Origin of the sequence: Archangium gephyra (genome assembly GCF_042230915.1) — a bacterium.
Taxonomy (GTDB): domain Bacteria; phylum Myxococcota; class Myxococcia; order Myxococcales; family Myxococcaceae; genus Archangium; species Archangium gephyra_B.
This window is the reverse complement of sequence record NZ_CP102578.1, coordinates 167,066-189,572: the sequence shown is the minus strand read 5'-3', so window position 1 is coordinate 189,572 and position 22,507 is coordinate 167,066. Positions and strand designations below refer to the sequence as shown.

Here is a 22,507-nt window from a genome sequence, read left to right as displayed (position 1 = left end):
GAAGCAGCCGGGCGGGCATGTTTCCACGCGCGGTACGGGTGCCCCGGGCCTAACGCACGAGGCCGTCGAAGAAGTCGACCTCGCCGGTGTCCAGCGAGTAGTCGGCGCCGACGACCAGCAGCCCCTCCTCCAGGATGAACCGCTCGAGCAGCCGACTGCCGTGGCGCAGGTGGGCGCAGGACTGCCGGACGTTGGCGCGCACGGCCTCGTGCACCAGGCGCTCGCGATCCACGTTGGGACCGGCCGCGTGCACCACGCTCTCCACCGCGGGCCGGCACCGGTCCACGATGTCGTGGATGTTCTCCGACGGCGCGTCCACGCTGTGCTGGATGAAGTCCAGCGTGGCCTTGATGGCACCGCAGCGCGAGTGGCCCATCACCACCACCAGGCGCGTCCCGAAGGCGGCCGCCGCGAACTCCACGCTCCCCACCAGCGAAGGCGCCACCACGTTGCCCGCCACCCGGATGACGAAGAGGTCCCCCAGACCCTGATCGAAGACGAACTCCGAGGGCACCCGCGAGTCCGAGCACGAGAGGATGACGGCGAACGGATGCTGCGAGGCCGCCAGCGAGGCCCGCGCCGCCTGCCCCATCGTCGTGTCCAGGCTGCGCAGGTTCTGGCTGAAGCGGCGGTTGCCCTCTCGCAGACGATAGAGCGCCTGAACGGCGGGCAGGGGAGCAGGGGGAAGGGCTTTGATCGTCATGTCCGGAAGCCTCTCCTCCAGGAGTGATGCCGTCCAACGGAATCCGCACCGGGCGGCCCCTCACGCTTCCGTCACCGTCCTTGTCGCGGCCCGGAGGGGGACCTACCTCTCTGGGTATGCGGAGACACTGGGCGAAGTGCTTCTGGCGGGACGCGCTCGCCTGGCATGGCCCGGTGACGCCGCTGGTGATGCCGTGGGTGCTCCTCTTCGGGCTCTACGGGCTGCTCGTCGGGCTGGTGCACGAGGTGCTCGACTGGCAGGCCCTGGGCAGCGGACCGGTGCAGTTCACCGCGGCGTTCCTCGCGCTGCTGCTCGTGCTGCGCACCAACAGCGGCTACGAGCGCTGGTGGGAGGCGCGGAAGTTGTGGGGCGGCATCGTCAACCAGTCGCGCAACCTCGCCATCGCGGGGATGAGCTACGGCCCGGAAGACACCGAGTGGCGCGAGCGCTTCGTGCGCTGGACGGCCGCCTTCTGCCACGTGGCCCGGCGCAGCCTGCGCGGCGAGCGGGAGCTGCCCGAGCTGCTCCCCCTGCTGCGCGACGCGGACGCGGTGGAGCGCATCGCCCGGGCCCAGCACATGCCCTCCTTCGTCGCCCAGGTGCTCGCCGGCCTGCTGCGCGAGGCCGTCGAGCACGGAGGCATGGACCGCGTCGCCTTCCTCGCCGTGGACCGCGAGCGCGCCCAGCTCATCGACCACGTGGGCGGGTGCGAGCGCATCCTCAAGACGCCCCTGCCCCAGGTCCACACCTCCAAGCTGCGGCGCTTCATCGTCCTCTACCTGCTGGCCCTGCCCATCGCCGTCGTGGGGACGTGGTGGTTGCCCGGCCTGGTGACGATGCTCGTCGCCTACCCGCTGCTGGCCATCGATCAGATCGCCGTCGAGCTGGAGAACCCCTTCTCCCCCAGCAACCTCAGCCACCTGCCCCTGGGCCCCATCTGCGACACCATCCAGGGCAACCTGCTCGCGCTGCTCGAGGCCGAGGAGGCCGTCCCCGTGTCACGGCCCTGGAGCCCGGAGCACGGGTTCTCGCAGCCGGGGCACACGGATGGATGAGGGGCCGCGCTGTCCGGCCTACGGCGCTCCGGGAGCGCCACCATCCGATGGAGCGCCACCATCTGGTACGGAAGCGGGGGTGGGCGGTGGCACCGGAGTTGGCGAACCCGGCCCCCCGTCCTGAACCTCCAGTGGTGTGCCCCCGTCTCGTCCTTCTACGGGCTGCGAAGACGAAGCCGTGGAGCCACCGTCTTGCGGCTCCTGAGACGCGGAGGGCGAGGGTTTGGCTCGCTCGATGGGCTCGAAACCAGGGACGACACCCGGTTTCGCGGGGACCCCTCGGGGCCCGCCATCCGGGTTCAGTCCTTCGAAAGGCTCCTCCGGGTGACCATCGAAGACGCGCCGGAGGATACGTCCGTCAGCGCTGATGGCGTACTTCACGCCCGAATCCAGCGCCAGATGCCGGCCGCAATAGTCTTCGTCTTGGTAGATGTAGACGAAGATGATGTTTCCCTCACGGCTGACAAGATAGCGCTGAGCCTCAAGCCTGTTGCCGCATGAGAGCCTTTCGGAGTGAGGTGGCAGGAAATCACTGGCGGCGATCGCCACCGCTCGAAGCATCTCGCCATCCAACTCGTAATAGTATTTGCCCTGCCCACCTACCAAGATCGTAGGACGGTCGTAGAATCGGGGCAGCCGAACCGTTTGATCATCCTCCTGCGGAGGCGGGGATGGAGGTGGGAACGGGCTCCGCCAACATCCATGAAGGACGAGGGCCAGCGCGAGGGGTATGGTTTTCATTCGCATGGAAATCCTCAATCTCCTCACCATCCCAGCGACCCCACACCTAACGATGGTCCACCCCATTGAGGCGGTATGTATTTGAGTCAATCCAGGTCACCTTACCGAGCTCCTCCCGGAGCCATCCCGCTTCCGTCTTGCTGAACTGGTGCAATTCCCGAGTCTGCGGTGTGTACTGATAGAAACCATCGCATGCGGGTTTCGCCCGATCCGTCCTCGAGAAGAACGCGATGATGGCGATTGGAATCCTTCCATCCTTCGTGTCGACAACCCACTCGTGCAGCTTCGCGAACGAGATGATCTCGAGCATGTCACCGCGGGAAAGGGGACCTCCAAACGGATGATTATGTAGGGCGAAGATGTACTTGAGGTCCCAAGACTGGTACCGCGGATCATCCACGAACGGAGGGAGCTTGCAGGTCCTCCTCCTCCTTTGGAGATCATCCGCCTCTGACTGATCCGTCAGCATGCTCATCTGGTACTTGTCTTCCGGGGTGTAGTACAGCCAGGCGCAGTACTCAGTGGAGACGCGCAGCGCCAGCTCCGGGTCCTTGATGTGCCCGACGCTGGCATTGGGTTTCGAGAGAATCAGCGAGCAGGCTTCGGTCAGCGCATCCGAGTAGTCGTCGAATGGTCCGAAGTCCATCATCGGAGGAAGGCTTTCCAATGGGCCTTCTCCAGTCCCCGGCCTCACGACGCCCGGAATGGGGGCGGGTGCGGCGCAGCCCAGGACAGCCAGAAGCGCGCTCAGAAGGTACCGCCGAAGCAGTGTGTTTCGGCACATGAAACGGACGGTAGCATGAACTCCTCCGCCGCACGCCCGCGTCCCCAGTTCAGTCCTTCGCCGGGCCCAGCTCCGGGATGATGCCCAGCCGCTCGTAGATGGGCCGCACCTGCTCCCTCAGCGCCGGCAGCTTCACCGCGAACCACCCCGCCACTCCCAGGCACACCACCCCTCCCAGCCCAATCGTCGCCGGGGCTCCAATCCGCGCCGCCAGCCCTCCCGCCAACAGGCTCCCGAAGGGCGATGTCCCTATCAGCGCCATCGCGTAGAAGCTCATCACCCTCCCCCTCATCCGCTCCTCGACGATCGTCTGCAGCAACGTGTTGCTCGCCGCCATCATCACCATCATCCCGTACCCCACCACCACCAGCAGCAGCAGCGACACCACCACGTTCCTCGAGAGCGCGAACGCCACCAGCCCCGCCCCGAACAGCGCCCCCGTCCGGACGATCGTCTTCCCAAACCCTCTCACCGACCGCCTCGACGCCAGGTACCCCGCCCCTCCCAGTGCCCCCATCCCCGCCGCCGCCATCAGGAAGCCCAGCGTCGACGGGCCCCCCTTCAACACCTCCGTCGCCATCAGCGGCATCAGCACCGTGTAGCTCATCCCCATCACGCTCATCACCGCCAGCATCCCCAGCAGCGCCCGGATGGGCGCAAAGCCGTACGCGTACCCGAAGCCCGCCTTCAGCTCCGCGAACACCCGCCCGTGCGGCTCCACCCTCGGAGTCCTCGTCAGCCTCATCGCCAGCAGCGAGGCGATCACCGCCAGATAGCTCAAGCCGTCGATCAGGAAGCAGCCCCCCTCCCCCACCCAGGCAATCAGCCCTCCCGCCACCGACGGGCCCAACAGCCGCGCCGCGTTGAACATGGAGGAGTTGAGGGCGATGGCGTTGGGCAGATCCGCCCGGTCCTCCACCATCTCCACCACGAAGGCCTGCCGCCCTGGCACGTCGAAGGCGTTGATCAACCCCTGCACCAGGCTCAGCACCCCCACGTGCCAGACCGCGATGACTCCCGTCAGCGCCAGCACCGCCAGCGCCAGCGACTGCAGCATCGCCAGCACCTGCGTCACCACCAGCAGCCGGTGCCGGTTCCACCGGTCCACCAGCACCCCCGCCACCGGCGCCAGTACCAGCGAGGGGATCTGCCCGCAGAACATCACCAGCCCCAGCAGCCATGCCGAGCCGCTCAGCCGGTACACCAGCCAGCTCGTCGCCACCCGCGTCAGCCACGTCCCCACCAGCGACACGCTCTGCCCCATGAAGAAGAGCCGGTAGTTGCGGTGCGCCAGCGCCCGCAGCAGGAACCTCCAGCCTCCCTCCCGCTCTCCTCGCACCGCCATTCCGGCTTCTCCTCACGCGGGGTGCTCGCCCGCTCCGCCCACCCCGCGTCCCTGCGAACGCCCCCACCTCCCGTTAAAAGTAGGGTCCTCGGGGGCCTCCGCCCCGCACCGCATGCCCTCACGCACACTCAGGGGCTCGCCCCCCCGCCTGCAAGACAGAGAGGGCCCTTTGGGTCATGCTGCACCGCGGTGTACAACCCAGAGTCCTTCTTGGACCTGGATCAACAGCCTTCCTGTTTTTTCGTGATTGTAATATTCTGTCCTCGCCGGGCAACGAGGACCTGACGCCGTCAGGGGGATGGAAGTGGAGAGCCTGAAGCGGTCCCAGCCGGAGCAGCAAGCCGCCCTACCGGAAACGGCGGGTGAGCGGCAGCCGGACGACCGCCCAGGTGACCCCAACGACTTCGCGGACGTGCTCGAGGAGGAGCTGCTGCGGGCCCACGCGCACCTGAGCGAGGGCGAGGCGGAGCCCACCCGCGTCGTCGGCCCGCCCACGCCGCTGCCGCTGGCCGCCCCCGAGCCGCAGCCCCTGCCCCGGGGCACCTCGGTGGGGCGCTACCTCGTGCTGGAGCGCCTGGGCGCGGGCGGCATGGGCGAGGTGTACGCGGCGTTCGATCCGCAGCTCAACCGCCGGGTGGCCATCAAGCTGCTGCTGCCCGGAGGCGATGGGCTGGACGGAGGCGAGGCGCGCGTGCGGCTGCTGCGCGAGGCGCAGGCCATGGCCCGCCTGTCGCACCCCAACGTGCTGCCCGTCTACGACATCGGCGAGCATGGGGATCAGGTCTTCATCGCCCTGGAGCTGGTGGAGGGCAGCACGCTGCGGCAGTGGCTCAAGGAGCAGCCGCGCGGCTGGCGCGAGGTGGTGGAGGCGCTCACCCTGGCGGGCCGGGGACTGGCGGCCGCGCACGCCGCGGGGCTCGTCCACCGCGATTTCAAGCCGGACAACGTGATGGTGGGGCGCGACGGGCGGGTGCTCGTCTTCGACTTCGGCCTGGCGTGTGAGCAGGGCAGCGGCACGCCCGGGGCGCCCACCCCGGTGGACCTGGCGGAGATTCTGCGCGCCGAGCTGCCCGCGGGCCTGGAGTCCGGCTCGCTCTCCGGCCTGCGCACGCGCGAGCCCCAGGAGACACCCGTCACCCGCCACGGCCTCATCATGGGCACCCCGGGCTACATGGCCCCGGAGCAGTACCGCCAGGAGGCCGTCACCGCCCGCGCCGACCAGTTCAGCTTCTGCGCCACGCTCTACTACGCCCTCTACCGCGAGCACGCCTTCGCGGGCAGCGGGGCCGCCGCGCTCGCCCGCGCCACGCTGGAGGGCCGCCTGCGTCCACCGCCGCGCGAGCCGGGCGTGCCGGGCTGGCTGCGGCGCGTCGTCCTCAAGGGGCTCGCCGTCCAACCCCAGGAGCGCTACGTCTCCATGGAGGCGCTGCTGGAGGCGCTCCATGACGACCCACGCACCCGCCGCCGGCGCCAGGCCTTCGTCGGCGTGGCCGCCGCCTTCCTCGTGGCCGTGGTGGCCGGCGCCGTGGGCCAGTGGCACCAGCGCCAGGGCCTGTGCCAGGGCATGGGCGCGCGCATGGACGGGGTGTGGGACGCGCCGCGCCAGGAGGCCGTGCGCCAGGCCTTCCTCGCCACCCACGCCCCCTACGCGGCCGATGCCTGGAGCGGGGTGAAGGACGCGCTCGACACCTACGCCGCCCAGTGGGTGGCGGGCCAGCGCGGCGCGTGCGAGGCGACGCGGCTGCGCGGCGAGGCCTCCGAGGAGCTGCTCACCGCGCGCACCGTGTGCCTGGAGCGCCGGCGCTCGGAGCTCAAGGCCCTCACCGGCGTGCTCGCCGAGGCGGACTCCGCCGTGGTGGAGCGCGCCGTGGAAGCCGTGCGCGGACTGTCCGAGCTGGGCCCGTGCGAGTCGGTGGAAGCGCTCGCCGCCAGCGCGGCGCCGCACACGGACGCCCAGGTGGCCGGCCGGGTGGAGGCGCTGCGCGTCTCGCTCTCGCGCGCCCGGGCGCTGCGCATCTCCGGCCAGTTCCCGGCGGGGCTCGCCGTGGCCGCCCCCGTGGCCAACGAGGCGCGCGCCCTGGGCTACCGCCCCCTGGAGGCCGAGGCCCTGCTGGAGCTGGGCCAGCAGCAGGCGGGCTTCGGCAACCCCGAGGCCGAGCACACCCTCAAGGAGGCCATGTGGACGGCGGACGAGGTGCGGCTGGACGAGGTGCGCGCCGAGGCGCAGGTGGCCCTCACCCAGCTCATGGCCTACGACACCGCGCGCGTACGCGAGGGGCATGACTGGTTCCGCCAGGCGCGCGCCCTGCTGGTGCGCACCCGGCGCCAGGGCCGGCTGCTGGCCGAGCTCGAGAGCGCCCATGGCCTGGTGTACGCCGCCGAGGGCAACGCGGGCGCCGCGGAAACCTCGCAGCGCAACGCGCTCGCCGCGCTGGAGAAGGTGGCCCCACGGGAGAGCCCCGAAATGGCCATGGTGCTGCGCCGGCTGGGCAACACGCTGAGCGCCCAGGGCCGCCACGAGGAGGCACTGGCCGCCTACCAGCACGCGCACGCGGCCTTCCGCAAGGCGCTGGGCGCCGGGCACCCGCGCGTGGGCAGCTCGCTGGTGAACCTGGGCACCGCGCTGAGCGCGCTGGGCCGGCACGCCGAGGCGCTGGAGCCGCTGCGCGAGGGCGTGGAGATCGTGGAGCGCTCGCTGTCGCCGCGCCACGCCTTCCGCCCCATGGCGCTGGACGCGCTGGGCGGCGCGCTGTGGCGGGCGGGGAGGACGGACGAGGCGCTGGCGGTGCTCAAGCGGGCCGTGGAGGCCGCGGAGCTGGCGCGCGGGCCGGAGCACCCGGACGTGGCCGGGCCGAGCAGCACGCTGGGCCAGGTGCTGGTGGACGCCGGACGCCCCGCCGAGGCGCTGGGCCACTTCGAGCGGGCGCTGCGCTTGCGCGAGCAGGCGCTGGGGGCCGAGCACCCGGAGCTGGCCGCGCCGCTCAGCGGCCGGGGCGAGGCGCTGGTGCTGCTGGGCCGGGCCCCCGAGGCGCTCGCACCGCTGGAGCGGGCGCTGGCCCTGCGCGAGACGCACGCCGTGGCACCGGTGGAGCTGGCCGCGACGCGCTTCGCCCTCGCCCGCGCGCTGTGGGACGCGCGCAGGGACACCGTGCGCGCCCGGGAGCTCGCCCAGAAGGCCGAGGGCGCCCTGGCCCAGCCCGGCACCGAGGCCCTGCGCGCCCGCGTCCAGGAATGGCTCGGCGCCCGGACGCCGCGCGGCTAGCACCCCGCCCCCGCTTCACCCCGCGTCCCGCCTCCCCTCCTCCCGCGTGAAGTGACACATTCCGTCACCCACCGGACACGGCTGTCCTTTTCCGAGACACCCCCCGCTGCCGCTCAACCTCTCATTCTCCGAGAGCTTCCGGGCCGGAGTGTCAACTGCCTTGACGTTGCCCGACATGTGAGGCTGGAGCACGGGCGCACCACCGCCCCCGGGGCAAATTGTCCCAAGTCTCTGGAATGACTCGGCTGCCGGGCTTGGCGCGGAAAGTGCTGTAAGCCTGCACCGCCAACGGAACGGTGAAGTCTAGCAAGACCATTCGTTGCAGCGCAAATCAGATTCCCGTGCAGCCCGATTTTCTCGACTTCCGAGAAAGAGAAAATCCCACCCCCGAAGGAGCAGTCAGATGGCTTCTCAGAAGAACTGGCACCGGTTGTTGGCCGCGGCGATCGCGGTGACGCTCGCCCCCGTGACGTCGCTGGCCGAGGACCATGACCGTGACGACGCCAACGCCCGGCGTGAGTTCCGGGAGCAGTGGTACAACGAGGCGTACGGCAAGGCGGCGAAGAAGGCCAAGAAGAGCGGCCCCTGGTCCATCGAGTTCCGCAAGTTCATGAACGACGCGGCCCGCAAGGAGCGCGAGCGCTATGCCTCGCAGCTCCCGGGCACCTCGACTGCCATCGCCCCGGTGACGGACCCGACCGCCTCCATCGCGGCCACGGGCACCACCTGGGTGAACATCGGCCCCACCAAGGCGGACTACCTGGAGAACGGCAGCTACAAGCTGACCAAGACGGACGCGGGCCGGGTGCGCAACATCATCCCCGTGCCGGGCACCACCACGCTCTACGCGGCCTTCGCGGGCGGCGGCGTGTGGAAGTCCACCAACAGCGGCACCACCTGGACGCCCATCACCGAGACGCTGGGCAGCCTGTCCGTGGGCGCGCTGGAGATGGACCCCAACAACAGCAACACCCTGTACCTGGGCCTGGGAGATCCGTTCGACGGCACGGGCATTGGCCTGGTGAAGTCCACCGATGGCGGCGCCACGTGGATGAACCCGGTGTACCTGGGCAGCGCCACCGCCATCACCGACATCCAGGTGGTGCCGGGCAACAGCAACATCGTGCTGGCCACCACCAACGCGGGCATCTTCCGCTCGCTGGACGCGGGCGCCACCTGGAGCCAGGTGAGCCTGTCCACCGGCTACACCGAGAACCCGTCCGGCTGGTCCATCGCGCACGCGGGCGGCACGAAGTTCGTCGCCACCCTCGAGGCCCAGCCCTCCGCCGCCAGCGGCAACACGCAGGGCCAGGTGTGGGTGACGGCGGATGCCGGCGCCACCTGGACGCGCGCCACCGGCGTCACCGCCACGGCGGGCCTGGAGCGCATGACCGTGGCCACCGCGCCCTCCAGCCCCACCACCGTGTACGTGCTGGCCTCCAACCCCAGCGGCGACCTGGCGGACATCTTCAAGTCCACCAACGGCGGCACCAGCTTCACGGCGCTCGGCGCGGCCGCCAAGCGCTACTCCAACGGCAACACCGAGGCGCGCACCGTCAGCGGCCTCTTCAACACCCAGGGCTGGTACGACCAGCTGCTCATCGTCCACCCGACCAACCCCAACCTGGTGTACTTCGGCGGCGCGCTGCACCTGGCCAAGACGACGGACGGCGGCTCCACCTTCGCGCAGGTCTCCAACTGGCTGGGCCAGTTCAGCCTGCCGTACGTGCACGCGGACTTCCACGCGGCGGCCTTCGACTCCTCGGGCAAGCTGTACGTGGGCAACGACGGCGGCCTCTTCGTGACGGCCGACGGCGGCGCCACCTTCAGCGACGCGCTCAACGTGGGCATCGCCTCGCACCTCATCTACGACATCGGCAGCTCGGGCGGTGACCGCAACGCCGTCATCGCGGGCCTGCAGGACAACGGCACCCGCGTGCGCGTGGGCTCCACCAGCGTCTACAACCAGGAGCTCGGTGGCGACGGCTTCGACTGCGAGGTCCACTCCACCAACGGCAAGCTGATGCTGGGCACGCTGTACTACGCCCGCATCTACAAGAGCACCGACGGCGGCCTGAACTGGGCCGCGGCGAGCACCGGCATCACCGAGAGCAACAACAGCTCCTCGGCGCCCTTCAACACCGTGCTGGCCAAGTGGGACGGCGACCCGACGGGCAACACCGTCTTCACCTACTCGAACACCAAGGTGTACAAGTCCACCAACTTCGCGGGCACGTGGAGCGCGCTGGGCGTCACCGGCCTGCCCTCCGGCATCTTCATCCGCGGCGTGGCGGCGGCCAAGAGCAACGGGAGCATCATCGGCATCGTCGCCAGCGGCGGCCGCGTGTTCCTGACCAACAACAACGGCACCAGCTGGACGCAGACCGGCGCGCTGCCCAACAACGGGCTGAGCACCAGCAGCATCGCGTTCGACCCGACCAACCCCAACACGCTGTACGTGACGTCGGTGGCGCCGGACGCGACCAAGGCCCACACCTGGAAGTCCACCGACTTCGGCGCCACCTTCACGGCCATCGAGAACGGCCTGCCCGCGGGCGTGCCGGTGAACCAGATCTCCGTGGACCCGGGCAGCAGCACCACGCTGTACGCCGCCACGCACCTGGGCGTGTACCGCTCCACCGACGCGGGCGCCTCCTGGACGCGCTTCGGCACGGGCATGCCGCTGGTGAACGTGACGGACATCGAGATCCTCCCGGACTCGAGCCTCGTGCGCGCCGCCACCTTCGGCCGCTCGGTGTGGGAGCTCACGCCGTAATCCAGAGCCTCACGCGCTGCTGAAGTGACAGGGGTCCGGGCCACACCGCCCGGGCCCCTTCTCTTTGCGGGGTCGGCGGGCAGGCCTCCGGTGGGCGGGTTCCCAAAGTTGTCCAACAGTTGGACAACTTTCAGAGGATCGCGCCCAGCCCGTCCCTCTGGCCGCGCGGCGTACCAACTGGTCCGACTGTTGGACCAGTTGCTCGAGGTCGGGCCCGGCGGGGCCCGGTCCGCGCCCGTCACCCCGTGCAGGTACCGCCGAGCCCGGCCTCGTCCGCGCCCTTGCACGTCCCGGCGGCACAGTCGCGGTTCTGGAAGCACGCCTCGCCCAACCCGTGCTTCTGCACGCACCGGCCATAGCGCGTGTTCGCCTCGAAGTGGTTGGAGCACGTCAGCGCCGGCTGGCACTCGGCGGCCTGGGAGCAAGGTTCGCCCTCTGCCTTCAGCGGGTAATCACAGACACCCTGGGGGTCCTCCACCGGTCCACTGCGGGGAGGCGGCGGGAAGGAGCACTCCAGCCCCTCGGGGCAGGCGGTGTCCGCATCACACCGGTCTCCCACGCCCTCGTTGCACCCCACCGCTCCGAGCATCACGGCCCACAACAGCCACGTCTTCACGGACCTCACAGGCTTCCCTCCAGCGCGAGCGTCACCGAGCGGCCCGGCGCGTCCACACCCGAGGCGTGGAAGCGGTACGAGGCGTCCGTGAGGTTGCGCAACTCCAGCGTCGTGGTGAACCAGCGCCAGCGGGCTCCGGCCCGCAGGTGCACCGCCGCCCAGCCCGGGGTCCCCTCACAGCCGGGCGACTCGGGGCACATGCGGATGTCCTCGCGGTCCGCCGCGCTCAGCCGCTCCTGCTTCGCCGCCCACTGGAACACGCCCTCCACGAAGGCGAAGTCCACCGGCTCCCAGGTGGCGCGCACCAGCCCGTTGAGCGGCGGGGACTTGTTGAAGGGCTCCGTCTGCGCCGGCGCCGTGGGCTCGAGCGGATTGAGCCGCTTCTGCGAGGAGAACACCCACGCGGCCTGCGCCAGCAGCGTCAGCGAGCGCACCGGCTTCACCTGGCCGGACAGCTCCACCGCGTGCACCTGCGCGTTGTCCGCGTTGGTGCGCGCCAGGTACCGCAGCCCGTCCGGCGTGTACTGCTCGCCGTTGAACTCGGTGGGCACCGCCGTCACCAGGTTGTCGATGAACGTATAGGCATACACGGCCTGCACCCGCGCCACGTCGCCGCGCTGGAAGCGCCCGCCCACCTCGCCCGTGTAGGAGAACTCGGGGACCAGCTCGCGCGCGGGCAGCACGAAGCCCGGGCCCTCGGCGCCCAGGCGCAGGTAGTCATCCACGTTGGGCGCGCGGAAGCCCGTGCCCAGGTTGGCGAAGAGCGTCACGTCCTCGCTCGCCCGCTGCTGGAAACCCAGCTCGCCCGCCACGCCCAGCGCCTGCTCGGTGGTGGCCGCTAGCACGGGGCTGCCCGGGAACTGCAACGACAGCCGGTTGTCCGCGGGCAGGTGCGTGCGGTTGAGCTGCGCCCGCGCCCCCACGTGGCCCGTGGCGTTCGTCCCCAGGTCCATCTGCAACAGGCCGAAGAGGCCCGTGGCCAGCGCGGTGGGCGAGCCCGGGTAGCGCGCCAGCTCCGGCCGCGTCTCGAAGGCCCCCGGCACGAGGAGGGTGCTCCGCGTGGCCGCGCCCGTCACCTTGTCGTGGAAGACATCCGCCCCCACGCGCAGGCTCGCGTTGTTGAAGGAGAGGCTGCGCTCGCCCTCGGCGCGCAGGCCGAGCGTCCACACGCCCGCGTCCTCGCGCTCGAGGCGGTCGCGGGAGATGCGGAAGCGGTCCGTGCGCTCGCTCTGCCGCAGCGCGCTCGCGTCCACGCGCACGCGGTGGAAGGGCCCCGCCCCGCTCAGGGTGAGCTGGCCGTGCAGGAAGTCGCGCTCCTGGAGGGAGAAGACGCGGAAGTCGCCGGGCACCGAGCGGTCCGTGCGCGGCGCGTCGCTCTGGCGCGCGGCCTGGTACTGCAGCAGGAGGACGGCGCCGGGAGACAGCCGCTGGCGCGCCTTCACCGCCGCGTCGTACTCGGTGTAGCCCGTGTAGCGCTGCACGCCGACGTCCGCGCCGCCGCGCAGGTCATTGAAGTCCCGCCCCGTCACCACGCCGAGCGCCGCGGTGTTGGGCAGCTCCACGCCCAGCCGCAGGCTGCCCTGCAGGCTCATGTCCGCGCTGCCCGCCTGCGCCCGGAGGCTGGCGGGAAAGCGCGACTGGCCCTCGGAGGAGAAGCGCGGTGTGAGGGTGAGGACGTTGACGACGCCGCCAATGGCGTCCGAGCCGTAGAGCACCGAGGACGGGCCGCGCACCACCTCCACGCGCTCGACGAGGAAGGGGTCCACCGTGTTGAGGTACTGGTTGGGGCCCGCGCGCGTCACGGCGTTGTTGAGGCGCACGCCGTCCACGAGGATGAGCACCTGGTGGCCGAGCAGGCCGCGGATGATGGGGTGGCCACCCGCGTGGTTGGTGCGCTGGAGGAAGACGCCCTCCTCCTCGATGAGCGCCTCGGGCGTGGAGCGCGCGGGACGGCGGGACAGCTCCTCGGACGTCACCTCGGAGCCCACGCGCGAGGCGGGCATCAGCGGCTTGGGGATGCTGGTGGACGTGACGAGCGTCTCACCGGCGGTGCTCCCGGACGCGTCCGGCTTCGCGGCCTCGGGCGAGGCCTCGGCGGGAGGAGCCTCCGCCGGGGGCTGCTCCTGCGCCCCCGCAGGGAGGGCGTGGCACAGCAGGGAGAGGGAGCACGACCAGAGGAGTGCGCGCCGGGCGCGAGGAGGTTGAGGCATGGTCAGGTGTCGCGAGGGGTGGAAGGGGAGCGGCGAGCCAGCTTCGGGCCCCACCAGAGCCAGAGTCCCGAGAGGGAGAGCAGCAGCAGTCCGAGGCCCAGCACGGTGCTCATCGTGGCACGGGAGGCCTCGCCGAGGATGGAGCCATCATGAAGGGTCTCGATGAAGTCCGAGGCCCGGCGATCCACCGAGAGGACGCGGGCGGTGGTGAGGTCGACCTGCACCTCCCAGAAGCCCTCGCGGAAGAGGACCTTGGCCACGCCCTTGGAGGGACGCACGTCGAGCCGGTCGATGGGGCCGGGGGAGGCGCCGAGGTGCTCGCGCAGCCCGGCCTCGGCGGCCGAGGAGACGGCGTGGAGCGGCTGCCAGTCCCGGGCCTCGAGCGAGACGCCGCGCTGCACGGGAGGCTGGAGCACGGCGACGTACTTCTTCCAGCCCAGGAGGAGGCCTGTCAGGCTGCTGAGCAGGATGAGGAGCGTGAGCGGGACGCCCACCCAGCGGTGCAGCGGGCGCAACCGGCGCAGCCAGACCACCACGCGCGAGGGGCCCGGGCGGGGAGCGGCGGCGGACGTGAGGGAGGGGGCCTCGGCGGGCGAGGGGGTGGGGGTGACGCGGGCGGGCGACGGCATGGGGGGCGCGGAGGGAGGAGGAGCGCACGGCCCTGGCCTCGTCTCGGTGGCGGAGAACTATAGCGAATCGGGTGCGGGCGACCAAGGCGGCGACCCGTACCGCGGGAGTGGACGCAATGACGGAGCGCAACGGGCGCGAGGCGTGGCCGCCGGAGCTCACCGAGCTGCTGCGCAAGGTGGACAAGCTGCGGCGCAGCGGACGGTACACGGAGGCGCTCTCGCGCATGCGCCAGCTCACCGAGGTGTACCCGCGCCAGGCGCGCGTGTTGCTGGAGATGGGGTTGACGCTCGGCATCTGGGGGAGCGCGCCCGCCGAGGCCCTGCCCTGGTACGAGCGCGTCCTGGAGCTGGCGCCGGGCCATGCCTCCGCGCAGCTGCACCGCGCCCTCGCCCTGGCCTGGCTGGGCCGTCACGCCGAGGCGGTGGCCGGTTTTGATGCATTGGAGGCCGGGAGTTTCCGCAAGCCGCTCGTGCTGCACATGAAGCGCGCGGAGTCGCTGGAGGTGCTCGGCCGGCATGAGGACGCCGAGCGCGATTGGACGCTCGCACTGGCGGAGGAGCCGGACAATCCCTGGCTGCTGCACCAGCGGGCCCTGGCGCGGGGGAGGCTGGGCCGGCTGGAGGAGGCGGTGAGAGACATTACCGACGCGCTCGCCGCACAAGAGGGCGAACCGGTGGACGCGGAGCTGCTGCGCGACCGGGGCGTGCTGCGCGAGAGACTGGGTGACACGGCCGGGGCCCGCGCGGACTTCGATGCGGGGCTCGCCGCCTTGCGCGAAGGAGATCCGCCGGGGCTTGCGGAGGATCTGCGCCACAGGCTGCAGAAGATTGCCTGACGCCCTGACCATGGAACCCCCACGCCAGGAGCGCGCCCCTTCGTTTGGCCGAGAGGTCGATCTTCTCTTCTTGAGACTGATCGAAGCCAAGGCGCCTTACGAGGACTGTCGACGCGAATTCCTGATGTTGGAGAAGCGGTGGCTTCAGAGGTCAAAGACCCCTGCCCAGCGCCTCGCGGTGCGGCAAACCATCGCGAAGACCCTCCTCACCGAGGCGTACGGAAGCAGATTGCCGTGGAAGGAGTTCGGCCGGTGGCTTCGCCGTCTCCAGCAACTCGGCTTCCGCGATCTGGGGATGCGCGTTCACGTCACCTGCCTGTACGTGCAGTCACTTCACCTCTTTCCCCAGCAAGCCCATGAGGCATGGGAAATGCTGGAGGACGCGGAGCAGCGAGCGCTCCGGCTGCGTCGCGATAGTCCCTTGCGGCGGGAGCATCTGGAGTCGCTCGCGCATGCGAAAAAGGTGACCCGAGTGCCACGCCCCCCTCCTCGATGAGGTGATCGATGGCGGCCCCAGTCGCCGCCTCTCACGAGAGGACATCGCCAAGCCCTGATGTCCTCCCGAGTCACCCGCTCCGGAGTGACGGCGGAGGTGGTTTCGTGCTTGCCCCCGGGAACGGGTCGCTCCTAGCGTGCACGTCTGCTCGTCGAGGCCTCGCGTGCGCTCCGCTTCCTGGCTCCTCTTCCTGTCCCTCCTGTTGTCCGCCCCGGCCGCTGCCGGGCCCTCGCTCCGGGTGCGCACGCTCGTGGTCCCCGCCCGGCCCGGCGAGGTGCCACCCCTGGCGCTGCACGTAGCCTGCGGGGTGCCCACGCTCCTCGAGTTCGAAGCGCCGCTGAGGCCCTCGGCTCCGAGGCTCCCGGTGGGCGAGGCCCGCATCCGGCTCGTCCCGTTGGGCCCCAGCTCCTGGCTCCTCCTCTCCACCACCTCCTTGCTTGAAGGCGAGCAGGTGCCCCTCACCCTGGAGGCCGAGCCCGCCGGCGCCGAGCCCCTCCGCTTCACGCTCGTCACCCGGCGCGCGCAGGTGGACGTGCGGGTGCGAGTGGTGCGCACCGACCCATCCACCGGGGACGATGCCGCGCAAGCCCTGGCGCTCCACCTGCTCGCCACGCCGCCCTCCCGCGTCGCGCTCGACTGGCCCCGGGAGGTGGCGCGCGACCCTGGGCACACCCGCGCACGCGTGGAGTCCGTGCTCTGGATGGGCCCGCGCTTCTTCGCCACTGCTTCCGCGAAGAACGGCCAGGAAGGCGCTCCACCATGGCGGCTGGCACAGGTGCGGCTGCGGACCACCCTCGCGGATGGAACCCTGCTGGAGTGGCCCGCCCAGCTCGTCTCCGGCGCGCCGGAAGCGAGGGGCCAGCGCCACGTCTTCACCAGCCTGCTCCCCGAGGACACCTCGCACCTGGAGGTGGCACTGGACGGAGAGGGCACCCCGGGCAACTTCCGCCCGCTGCCCGGGCAGGAGGCACCGCGGCCATGAGGAAAGCCCTGAGGAGACCACGCCGCCCGGACCAGCTCCGCGAGGGACACCCCGTGCGGGACTTCCGCGTCGTCCGCCGGTTAGGGGTGGGTGGCTTCGCCTTCGTCTTCCTGGTGGAGCGCGGAGGACTGCGCCACACGCTGAAGATGGCGGCCCGGCCCGCCTCGGAGAAGGACCCGGACCGGGTGGATGACTGGATGCGCCGCGAGGTGAGCTCGTTGGAGTACGTGCGCCACCCGCACCTGCTGCCCGTGCTGGAGTGGGGCCGGTGGCCCGAGCCGGAGACGGGCTACGCCTACTTCGTCACCCCCTACATCTCCGGGAGCACCTTCCATGTCTGGCGCTGGCGGGAGCGCGCTCCGTTGGACCGCGTGGTGGGCGTGCTGTGCGAGCAATTGAAGACGCTGGAGGCCCTGCACGCCGAGGGAGTCGTCCACCGGGACATCAAGGCAGACAACATCCTGGTGAGGCAGGGGGACGGCACGCCCTTCCTCATCGACTTCGGCACGGCGCACCTGCCGTGGGCCCGCGCGCTGACGGAGGGGCTCGCCCCGGGAACGCTCTACTGCCAGCCCCCCGAGGCCATCCTATTCCTCGCCTCCCTGCTGTCCGACGACCCTCCGCCCCCGGGCTCGCGGCTGGAGGCCCGGCCCTCCGCGGACTTGTATGCCTTTGGCGTGCTCCTCTACGAGACCCTCACCGGGTGCCGCCCCTTCAGCACCCGGCTGCCGCTGGACGAGCTGCTGCCCGCCATCGCCTCCACGCCGCCGGTGGAGCCCGGGCAGCTCGCTCCCGAGGCGCCCGCCTCGCTGGGCACGCTGGCCCTGCGGCTGCTGGCGAAGGACCCCGGGCAGCGCCCCCCGAGCGCCCGCGCCGTGCGCGAGGAGTTGGAGCGGCTGCGCGAGCAGGAGGGACAGACCGCCGCCTGGCAGTCTCCGGCGAAGCGGCCCTCGGAGTGCACGGAGGTGCGCGAGCGGTTTCCAGACGTGGACCTGCTGAAGGAGTCCCCCGAGCCAGAGCCCTCGCCCGCCGCGGAGGTCCGCTCCGCCGGACCCGAGGGGAAGAGCAGCCGGTGGCCGGTGCGCCTTGTCGCGCTGGCCCTCGGGCTGGGGGTGCTCGGGATAGGGTGGGCGCTGCTCCGCGCGGCACAGGCCCCTCCCCGGCAGGAAGGCCCTCGCGCGGAGGCCACCGCGCCGGCTCCTCCGGCGCTTCCCGAGAAAGGAACACAGCCCGTGCCCTCCTCCCCTTCCGAAACGCCTTTTGCCTCCACTGAAGCGAAGCCCTCGCGACTGTGCGCGGTGCTCACCCGCCTGCTGGGAGGAGTGGCCGCCGCGCAGTTCGCCGGGTGCGCCACCACACCCGCGCGGCCAGACCCCGCCAGCTACCTGGCGCGCTGCCCTCCCGAGGCCGCCGCCACGCCCGTCAAGCTGGGCTTCGACTCCCGGGAGAACGCCACCTTCCTGAAGACAGGCACTCCGGCTTCGAGAGACCCCATCGAGGAGGGCGGCTCGATGAACGTCAAGCCTGGCCCCGTCATGGCCACCATGTACGCGGAGGTGAAGGGCAAAGAGGTAAAGACGAAGATTACGGGCGAGGCGGTGACGACGCCGTACCGCCTCTACATCCAGTTCGACCAGATGCAGTTGCCGGACGGCACGTGGTGGCCCATCTGCGGGGTGGCGGTGGATGACTTCACGTCCTACGGGGTGCCCACGTGGGCGAAGGAGCCTATCGATGGCTCGCTGGTGGAACCGGCCAAGATAGACCGGAGCCCCGGCAGCGTGGTGCTCAACGACCCGCGCTTCGAAACGGTGCTGCAATACCCCGAGGGCCACCCGATGCCGCGCCTCACCCACGCCCCGCCCGACTGGCTCTAACGGAGCTGCCCCTCCGAAGAGTCTTTTGGAGGTTGGCCCGAGGGAAAGCCCCTGGCTGGAAAGGTTGTCTCCAAGCTCAAGTTTCGCAGTTTCGAGTGACCTGGAAGAGCGAGCGGCGATGTGCTGGTGGGCCAAGTACCCTACACGCCCGTTCGCGACTTCCAGCCCACCTGAAGATTGCGCAAGGGAGCGAAGCAGGAACGAGCACCGATAGACATTAGAGGTCATGCTCCGCGATCTCTGCGAACCCCAATGACAAGAAGGGTCGACAAAACCTCCCTTATTACTACTCGGCTCCTTGAAGGCAGCGCTTTGAGCATCGCCAGAAACCGCGAAACTCGAACCTGGGCAGAGGGTCCATTGGACGCGCTGCCCGCATGCGTCTGGCGCCAGGGGACTGATATGAGAGGAGAGCGCCCCAAGGCTCAAGCGCACCCCAACTTCCCATGGGTTGGGATTCAACTCGGGTGGTACGCCAAGTCTTCACGAGAAATACGCTCTTGAGTTCTTGCGTCTTGACATCTATCTATTCCCCATTTGACTTCCTATCCACTATCTCATATACAGGAAAAATTCTCAGCCAACACACACAAAGAATCGAGCTTGGAATGAAGAATCACTTTGTCTTTCTTTTCGCGTCCATGGCCCTGACGGCTTGTGGTGGCACGGTGCTCGAATCCGAAGAGCAGAGCGAGCTCCAGGTCAAGAAGCAACAGCTCCTCCCGGCGGGCTACACCTGCGAATCATCCTGCTCTTGTCATTCTACTGCCGGCGGGTGTGGATGGAAATGCACCAAGTCCTGGAACTCCAACACCTCCAGCTGGGAGTACCAGAATGTAGTAGTTGCCTGCCCGTCCAACTCCATTGCGTGCGTGCAGGGGCCTAGCGTGAAGTGCTCCAGCTCCAGCGCCTGTGTCGTGGACTCGTTCTCCGATACTTCTTGCGGCTGAGTGGGCGGGAGCAGCCGCGTGGAGCAGGCCTCCGCGAGTGCGCTTGGCCCGCTCTTGAAGGAAGCGGATGCTCGGACCCTGTGGTCCGTGAACCCCTCCCCCTGCCCGTATTTCCGTCGGGGGAGGGGATGCAAATCAGAACACCACACAGGGCAGGCGGAGCATATGGCTTCTAACGTGGTGCACTTGATCGACGCGAGATGGTATTGAGGCTCTGTACCGCCGCGAGTCAGCGTAGGACGAAGGTGTTCTTGCGCACACCGAGCTAGCCAGCAATTGAGCGCGTCGTTCTTCTGCTCCCGCCCGGCTCCCTCTAAAGGGCGGCTATCCACGGCTACCCGCACGCTCTTGGGCAGCTTCTTCCAGCCGAACGCCTTGCTCTGCTCGCCAACACCACCGTGCGATCCAGGGCACGCCGGTCCATGGATGGTAGCCCTACAGCAGCGCGGCCATGCACAGGTGCGCGGGAGACTGCGACCCTGCCCTGTGCCGCGATATATGATCAGACCGTACTACGCTTCACCGCCTTCGCCCGGACCCGAGCTTCTCGCTCCTTGAACTTCGGGCTCGCGACTCGGCCGCATGAAACTCTACGAACTGGAGAGAGACCCATCGCCCCGTTACACGGGCAATTTGAACGCCTCACACAAGTGGGCGCTACCCGGCGTGGAGCCCTGCCCTGTCTGTGATTTGCAGCCAGAGGGAGGGACATCGGCTCAATACCCGTGCGTGGACCTGTCGGGTCTGTCCTCCGAGGATCAGAAGAAGCTGTCCAGTGCTTGGCCCGTCCCGCTCGAGGAGTTCATCCGGCGGCGCGAGCTGGTGCGTCCCCTGGCGCCACCCTACGCCGTACTGGAATCAGGAGCGGCGTTCGGTCCCCTCCAGGGAAGCGGCCTGGGCTACTTCGGCCAGCTCGTCATGCAGAACCCGTGGTCTCTCTGCATGCGGCGCGAGGCCCTGGAGCGCTTGCAGAGCGCGGGTGTGCGGGGCCTCACCGGCTGCCCCACCCAGATACGATTCCGCACCAAACACGCTCCCGAGCTGCGGGACATCCAGCTCGAAATCCACGGGCGATTCCACCCGAACTGCCTGCCTCCCCCCAATCCTCCCTGCCCCACCTGTGGGGTCGCCATGGGCCACAGCGTCCCGGACCCGTATGTGCTCGATGCCGCATCGCTGCCGGAGCACGTGGACATCTTCCGGCTGGCCGATGCCTCGACGCTCATCATCGCCAACGAGCGCCTGGTGGACTCGGTGCGCCGTCTGGAGTTGGACGGCGTCGTCTTCAAGGAGCTGGAGGTCCGCTGAGCCTGACACCGAGTCACACCGGCCGTGAGGAGCCGGACGCTCCGCGTGCTCCCGCGCGCCTTCGGATTTGAAGGGGCCCTCGGGGCTGTGAGACGGTGCATCCGCCATGGATGACACCACGCTCGCCTCCCTCAAGGCCGCGCTCGACGCGAGCCCCGACAACGCGCCCCTGCGCGGGCTCGTGCTCAAGGCCCACCTCGACCGCAACGAAGTCATGCAGGCCCGCGCCATCCTCGGTGACCACGCCCCCGGCCTCTTCTCCGAGCCCGACCGGCTCCACGCCGCCCGCGCCCTCATCCAGACCGGCGAGCACGAGCGCGCCCTCCTCTTCTGCTCCAACCACCCCTCCGCCGAGGCCGCCCTCCTCTCCGCCTGCGCCCTCGCCGCGCTCGGCCGCAAGGACGAAGCCCGCGCCTCCTACCAGCGCGCCGTCTCCCTCAACCCCACCCTCGAGGACCGCGACCTGCTCTCGCAGCTCTCCTCCTCCGTGCGCGACGTGCAGCCCTCCGCGGCCGGTGGCCCCCGTCTGCGCGTCATCTCCAACGACGACACCGCCGCCACCGAGGTGGATCGTGTCCTCGCCCCTCCTCAGCCGCCCCTCACCTTCGCCGACGTGGGCGGCCTGGAGGACATCAAGAAGCAGATCAAGAAGCGCATCATCCTCCCCTTCCAGAAGCCCAGCCTCTTCGAGCGCTTCAAGAAGAAGGCCGGCGGCGGCATCCTCCTCTACGGCCCGCCCGGCTGCGGCAAGACGCTGCTGGCGCGCGCCACCGCCGGCGAGTGCGGCGCCACCTTCTACAACATCGCCATCTCCGACATCCTCGACATGTACATCGGCGAGTCGGAGCGGAAGCTGCACGCCCTCTTCGACAAGGCCCGCCAGACGACTCCCGCCGTCCTCTTCTTCGATGAGCTCGAGGCGCTCGCCGCCAAGCGCCAGTTCAGCCGCGAGGGCACCAGCTCCAAGCTCGTCAGCCAGTTCCTCGCGGAGATGGATGGCTATGCGCAGAACAACGCGGGCGTGCTGATTCTCGGCGCCACCAACACGCCCTGGGCCATCGACCCGGCCTTCCGCCGCCCCGGCCGCTTCGACCGCGTCCTCTTCGTCCCTCCGCCCGACGCCGTGGCGCGCGAGGAGATCCTCAAGCTCCTGCTCAAGGACCGGCCCCAGGAGTCCAACCTGGATCTCGGCTTCGTGGTGAAGCACACCAGCACCTTCTCGGGCGCGGACCTGTCCAACGTGGTGGAGACGGCCAGCGACGCCGCCATCGAGCGCTCGCTCGAGCAGGGCAACGAGGCGCCCATCACCGCGGCGGACCTCAAGGGCGCCCTCAAGGAGGTGAAGCCCACCGCGCTGGAGTGGCTCACCACCGCGCGCAACTACGCGCGCTACGCCAATGACGCCGGCCAGTACGACGAGGTGCTCGCCTTCCTCCAGGCCCACGGGAAGTCCTGAGCATGAGCGCCACCTACCGCATCCAGGACGAGCCGCGCCCCGGAGCCCTCGGGCACCTGGTCGTCAATCCCGTGTTCCCCCTGCTGTCCCTCCTGCTGGCCGGGACGTGGCTGGGCGTGCCGTGGTTCATCCTCAACGGCTTCGCCATGGGCAGCCCCACGCGCCGCAAGGAAACGGTGCTCGCGGTGCTGGTGATTCCCGGGACGCTGCTGCTGTTCCAGCTGCTCGTCCTGCTGCTGATGGAGGGCGTGCTGACGGAGTCCTCCATGCCCTACGCCGGGGTGAGCGCCATCGTGTGGAAGCTGGCCTTGGGCTACGCGCTCTGCAACCTGCAGCAGCGCAGCTTCGCGCTGCACGAGTACTACGGCGGCGTGGTGCGCAACGGAGCCCTTGTGCTGGTGGCCAGCGTCTTCCTGGGCCCGCGGATCCTCGAGGCGCTCACCGGCGGAAGCACGGTGCTGCGGGTGATGCTCGGGTGAAG

Annotated in this window: 17 protein-coding genes; 11 read left to right on the top strand and 6 right to left on the bottom strand. The window is 69.9% G+C overall.

Going from position 1 to position 22,507, the window contains the following annotated elements:
• Positions 1-49: 49 nt before the first annotated feature.
• Complete coding sequence (locus NR798_RS00810) at positions 50-703, bottom strand: carbonic anhydrase (protein WP_375769454.1); 654 nt, start codon at positions 701-703, stop codon at positions 50-52.
• Between the two features lie 116 nt (positions 704-819).
• On the opposite strand from NR798_RS00810, the gene NR798_RS00805 reads away from it, so the two are divergent.
• Positions 820-1,758 carry a bestrophin family protein gene (locus NR798_RS00805; protein ID WP_375769453.1) on the top strand — a complete coding sequence of 313 codons (939 nt, stop codon included), beginning with the start codon at positions 820-822 and terminating at the stop codon, positions 1,756-1,758.
• Positions 1,759-2,082: 324 nt separating this feature from the next.
• Positions 2,083-2,259 (top strand): hypothetical protein, encoded by a 177-nt coding sequence (locus NR798_RS00800; protein WP_375769452.1) that lies wholly within the window; start codon positions 2,083-2,085, stop codon positions 2,257-2,259.
• Positions 2,260-2,545: 286 nt separating this feature from the next.
• On the opposite strand, the gene NR798_RS00795 is transcribed toward NR798_RS00800, so the two are convergent.
• Complete coding sequence (locus NR798_RS00795) at positions 2,546-3,148, bottom strand: hypothetical protein (protein ID WP_375769451.1); 603 nt, start codon at positions 3,146-3,148, stop codon at positions 2,546-2,548.
• 184 nt (positions 3,149-3,332) lie between these two features.
• On the bottom strand, positions 3,333-4,628 hold the full coding sequence (locus tag NR798_RS00790; protein WP_375769450.1) for an MFS transporter: 1,296 nt from the start codon (positions 4,626-4,628) through the stop codon (positions 3,333-3,335).
• 304 nt (positions 4,629-4,932) lie between these two features.
• Between NR798_RS00790 and NR798_RS00785 the strand changes: the two genes are divergently transcribed.
• Both NR798_RS00785 and NR798_RS00780 read left to right on the top strand, forming a co-directional pair.
• Positions 4,933-7,890, top strand: a complete 2,958-nt coding sequence (locus NR798_RS00785) for a tetratricopeptide repeat protein (RefSeq protein ID WP_375769449.1) — start codon at positions 4,933-4,935, stop codon at positions 7,888-7,890.
• Positions 7,891-8,293: 403 nt separating this feature from the next.
• Positions 8,294-10,666 (top strand): WD40/YVTN/BNR-like repeat-containing protein, encoded by a 2,373-nt coding sequence (locus NR798_RS00780; protein ID WP_375769448.1) that lies wholly within the window; start codon positions 8,294-8,296, stop codon positions 10,664-10,666.
• Positions 10,667-10,904: 238 nt separating this feature from the next.
• Here NR798_RS00780 and NR798_RS00775 read toward each other — a convergent pair whose 3' ends face one another.
• From NR798_RS00775 to NR798_RS00765, 3 genes are read right to left on the bottom strand one after another with little or no spacing between them, the layout of a single operon-like run.
• Complete coding sequence (locus NR798_RS00775) at positions 10,905-11,291, bottom strand: hypothetical protein (RefSeq protein ID WP_375769447.1); 387 nt, start codon at positions 11,289-11,291, stop codon at positions 10,905-10,907.
• Positions 11,288-13,492, bottom strand: a complete 2,205-nt coding sequence (locus NR798_RS00770; RefSeq protein WP_375769446.1) for a TonB-dependent receptor — start codon at positions 13,490-13,492, stop codon at positions 11,288-11,290. The genes NR798_RS00775 and NR798_RS00770 overlap by 4 nt, the downstream gene beginning before the upstream one ends.
• 2 nt (positions 13,493-13,494) lie before the next feature.
• The gene (locus NR798_RS00765; protein ID WP_375769445.1) at positions 13,495-14,121 is read right to left on the bottom strand and encodes a PepSY domain-containing protein; all 627 of its coding nucleotides are present in this window, start codon (positions 14,119-14,121) and stop codon (positions 13,495-13,497) included.
• A 116-nt stretch (positions 14,122-14,237) separates the two neighbouring features.
• On the opposite strand from NR798_RS00765, the gene NR798_RS00760 reads away from it, so the two are divergent.
• The 7 genes from NR798_RS00760 to NR798_RS00730 all read left to right on the top strand — a co-directional run bounded on the left by NR798_RS00760 (position 14,238) and on the right by NR798_RS00730 (position 22,505).
• On the top strand, positions 14,238-14,957 hold the full coding sequence (locus NR798_RS00760) for a tetratricopeptide repeat protein (RefSeq protein WP_375769444.1): 720 nt from the start codon (positions 14,238-14,240) through the stop codon (positions 14,955-14,957).
• Positions 14,958-15,027: 70 nt separating this feature from the next.
• Positions 15,028-15,453: a hypothetical protein gene (locus NR798_RS00755; RefSeq protein WP_375769443.1), complete on the top strand. Its 426-nt coding sequence runs from the start codon at positions 15,028-15,030 to the stop codon at positions 15,451-15,453.
• Between the two features lie 163 nt (positions 15,454-15,616).
• Positions 15,617-16,435 carry a DUF2381 family protein gene (locus tag NR798_RS00750; protein ID WP_375769442.1) on the top strand — a complete coding sequence of 273 codons (819 nt, stop codon included), beginning with the start codon at positions 15,617-15,619 and terminating at the stop codon, positions 16,433-16,435.
• A complete protein-coding gene (locus tag NR798_RS00745) occupies positions 16,432-18,312 on the top strand; it encodes a protein kinase (protein WP_375769441.1) in 1,881 nt (626 codons plus the stop codon). The genes NR798_RS00750 and NR798_RS00745 overlap by 4 nt, the downstream gene beginning before the upstream one ends.
• 1,532 nt (positions 18,313-19,844) lie before the next feature.
• Positions 19,845-20,570, top strand: a complete 726-nt coding sequence (locus tag NR798_RS00740; RefSeq protein ID WP_375769440.1) for a double-CXXCG motif protein — start codon at positions 19,845-19,847, stop codon at positions 20,568-20,570.
• A gap of 106 nt (positions 20,571-20,676) precedes the next feature.
• Entirely contained in the window at positions 20,677-22,026 is a 1,350-nt protein-coding gene (locus NR798_RS00735; protein WP_375769439.1) for an ATP-binding protein, read from the top strand.
• Positions 22,027-22,028: 2 nt separating this feature from the next.
• Entirely contained in the window at positions 22,029-22,505 is a 477-nt protein-coding gene (locus NR798_RS00730; RefSeq protein WP_375769438.1) for a hypothetical protein, read from the top strand.
• Positions 22,506-22,507 lie beyond the last annotated feature (2 nt).

Bases quoted from the DNA above. Each gene is read 5' to 3' on its own strand.
- NR798_RS00810 (WP_375769454.1), bottom strand. From the start codon at position 703: ATGACGATCAAAGCCCTTCCCCCTGCTCCCCTGCCCGCCGTTCAGGCG.
- NR798_RS00805 (WP_375769453.1), top strand. From the start codon at position 820: ATGCGGAGACACTGGGCGAAGTGCTTCTGGCGGGACGCGCTCGCCTGG.
- NR798_RS00795 (WP_375769451.1), bottom strand. From the start codon at position 3,148: ATGATGGACTTCGGACCATTCGACGACTACTCGGATGCGCTGACCGAA.
- NR798_RS00790 (WP_375769450.1), bottom strand. From the start codon at position 4,628: ATGGCGGTGCGAGGAGAGCGGGAGGGAGGCTGGAGGTTCCTGCTGCGG.
- NR798_RS00780 (WP_375769448.1), top strand. From the start codon at position 8,294: ATGGCTTCTCAGAAGAACTGGCACCGGTTGTTGGCCGCGGCGATCGCG.
- NR798_RS00770 (WP_375769446.1), bottom strand. From the start codon at position 13,492: ATGCCTCAACCTCCTCGCGCCCGGCGCGCACTCCTCTGGTCGTGCTCC.
- NR798_RS00765 (WP_375769445.1), bottom strand. From the start codon at position 14,121: ATGCCGTCGCCCGCCCGCGTCACCCCCACCCCCTCGCCCGCCGAGGCC.
- NR798_RS00760 (WP_375769444.1), top strand. From the start codon at position 14,238: ATGACGGAGCGCAACGGGCGCGAGGCGTGGCCGCCGGAGCTCACCGAG.
- NR798_RS00745 (WP_375769441.1), top strand. From the start codon at position 16,432: ATGAGGAAAGCCCTGAGGAGACCACGCCGCCCGGACCAGCTCCGCGAG.
- NR798_RS00740 (WP_375769440.1), top strand. From the start codon at position 19,845: ATGAAACTCTACGAACTGGAGAGAGACCCATCGCCCCGTTACACGGGC.
- NR798_RS00735 (WP_375769439.1), top strand. From the start codon at position 20,677: ATGGATGACACCACGCTCGCCTCCCTCAAGGCCGCGCTCGACGCGAGC.
- NR798_RS00730 (WP_375769438.1), top strand. From the start codon at position 22,029: ATGAGCGCCACCTACCGCATCCAGGACGAGCCGCGCCCCGGAGCCCTC.